Raw genomic sequence first — 1,987 nt, forward strand, 5'->3', positions numbered from 1 at the left:
GTTTAACAATATGTTTTTTGTATTTTAGGTGTGGTCTATTATACTTTGCCTTGTAGAACCAGTGATAATTTGCCATTGCAGTGTAAGCATCGGAAACTCCTTTCTGCCTCATTTTTATAATTTTTGTTGCAACAAAAACATTATCACATAAGTTGTTAAACACTCTGGTCCAATCGACAACGTAACCTAGCCTGTCAAACTCCTTACTCCATACCTCATAATTAATTTGCATCTGGCCTAGGTCATGTGTTCCATCATTATTGGTACTAAACTCACCAGTCTTTCCAGCTTCTTGCTGGGCTATTGTCCATATATAGTCTGGATGAACCTCGAAATATCGAGCGGCAGTCAATACGCATAGGCCTAACTCGTTTCCGATCTTTGTTTGATGAATATAATATGCCGAGTCAACTTGATTAATTGCGTTGTCAATTGGAAGTTCCATTTCTATTTTATAGCCATACCTTTCTAATCACACAAACCTAAAGCAATTTGGGTAATTCAAGTTAGTTTTACACAAGGTGTATGTGACTCACCATAATCCCAATTAATCTATCCGATCATTTGTGTCAACTGAAATATTGAGAAGTAAATAATCATCGTCAATGAGGCTAATATTGCTAACATTGCAGTGTTAATATTCGCGCTCATACTTTTAAAAAAAACATCTAGGCGCTTTTCATTACGAGATGAAATCTTAGCTATATTTACTCCCATATTCCCTCGATCTAGAAATATAGCCACATCAGCCATCGTCTCTAGATCAAACAGCCCTACATCAATAATCTGATGAGAAGGTTGACCCTTACGAATATTTTCTGACATTCGTCTTGTCTTCGCTTTAAGCCAACCACCGCTATTCCCCTCGATAATTTTAATCGATTCAACTAAGGACACACCCGAGTTCAGTAGTACCGAGAGCGATTGAAGGAAGTACACTGCACATATTTTTTTATGCAAAGAAAAAGGTGGCACTCGATCTAAGCTCATCCGTACACTAGAACTAGATTTCACACAAAAATGTCGAATAAATATAACGAAGGCTACAATAAAGATTAATAATGCAATACTGCCTTCAGAAAGCAAAAACTGTCCTAGGCTATAAACAAACTTTGACATTGAGGGCCAAGTGTTAAATTCAATTGCATCCTCAAAAACCGGAAATACCTTGATAGTAAAAAAGATAATCACCCCAACGGCAACCGCGATAGATCCAACTGGTTTAAGTATTGCGGAAAGGATTTGGTCTCTAATTTTTTGCTTTAATTGTGCAGTTTCTATTAATGCTTTAAATGCCGATAAAAGTTGCCCTGTTTTCTCAGCAACCGCTAGGATAATTAGTTCATTCTGCGGAACATAACCGTCAAACACTTTTTCAAGTTTGCTGCCTTTTTTAAAGTTCTCTGCCCATTTTTCATAAACTTTAGCCTTGCGTTTATTGTTGGTCTGCAAAGCAATTTTGTGCATTTGCTGAATCGCTAAGAATAATGAAATACCTTCTTCTAGCATTGAAGCTGACTTTTCATAAAAGGCAATACGATCCTGTACACTCAACCTTATTTGAGGTCGGCTAAATTGAAAGGGAAAACGGCGTTCTTTTTTTGTCACTTCCATGTTGCAACCTCTATTCTATAAAACCGAATTTTGACTCAAATTCTAATGGGCATAATAGGCCGATGATTAGGAGTTCCGTTGCTTTATCACGCAACGATTTACCAAGTGCTACGTCATCATCATGAGAAGAGCGCCAAGCGTTAAAAAGCTCTAAAGAGTCTTCTTTTTGAAGGGCATTGAGAACGTTATCACCAACCGAGAGCATCTCAGCAATAACGCGACGCCCGGTGTTGCCAGTTTGCCCGCAGTGCTCACACCCGTCCGGACTCGTAAATCGAATACCTGCTCTAGCATTACTATTAAGAATTTTCGAAGCTTGAATTCTAGAAATAGTGTCTATATTTCCATTTTTACTTACCATAGAGTGCAAAGG

The 1,987-nt window shown here is 37.9% G+C and carries 3 protein-coding genes; all 3 read right to left on the reverse strand.

Translation table 11 applies throughout. The features are described 5' to 3' along the window. A partial coding sequence (locus L4C33_RS21890) for a transglycosylase SLT domain-containing protein (RefSeq protein ID WP_428814493.1) occupies window positions 1-445 on the reverse strand: 445 nt, incomplete at its 3' end. A gap of 107 nt (window positions 446-552) precedes the next feature. After that, window positions 553-1,614, reverse strand: coding sequence for a type II secretion system F family protein (locus tag L4C33_RS21895; RefSeq protein ID WP_428814494.1), 1,062 nt, complete (start codon window positions 1,612-1,614; stop codon window positions 553-555). A gap of 10 nt (window positions 1,615-1,624) precedes the next feature. Next, the coding region (locus tag L4C33_RS21900; protein WP_428814495.1) for an ATPase, T2SS/T4P/T4SS family at window positions 1,625-1,987 on the reverse strand (363 nt) is incomplete at its 5' end.

The sequence above is a fragment of the Vibrio makurazakiensis genome, assembly GCF_050337375.1.
Classification (GTDB): Bacteria; Pseudomonadota; Gammaproteobacteria; order Enterobacterales; family Vibrionaceae; genus Vibrio; species Vibrio makurazakiensis.

Excerpts from the sequence above, each read along its gene's own strand:
- L4C33_RS21895 (WP_428814494.1), bottom strand. The coding sequence starts at position 1,614 with ATGGAAGTGACAAAAAAAGAACGCCGTTTTCCCTTTCAATTTAGCCGA.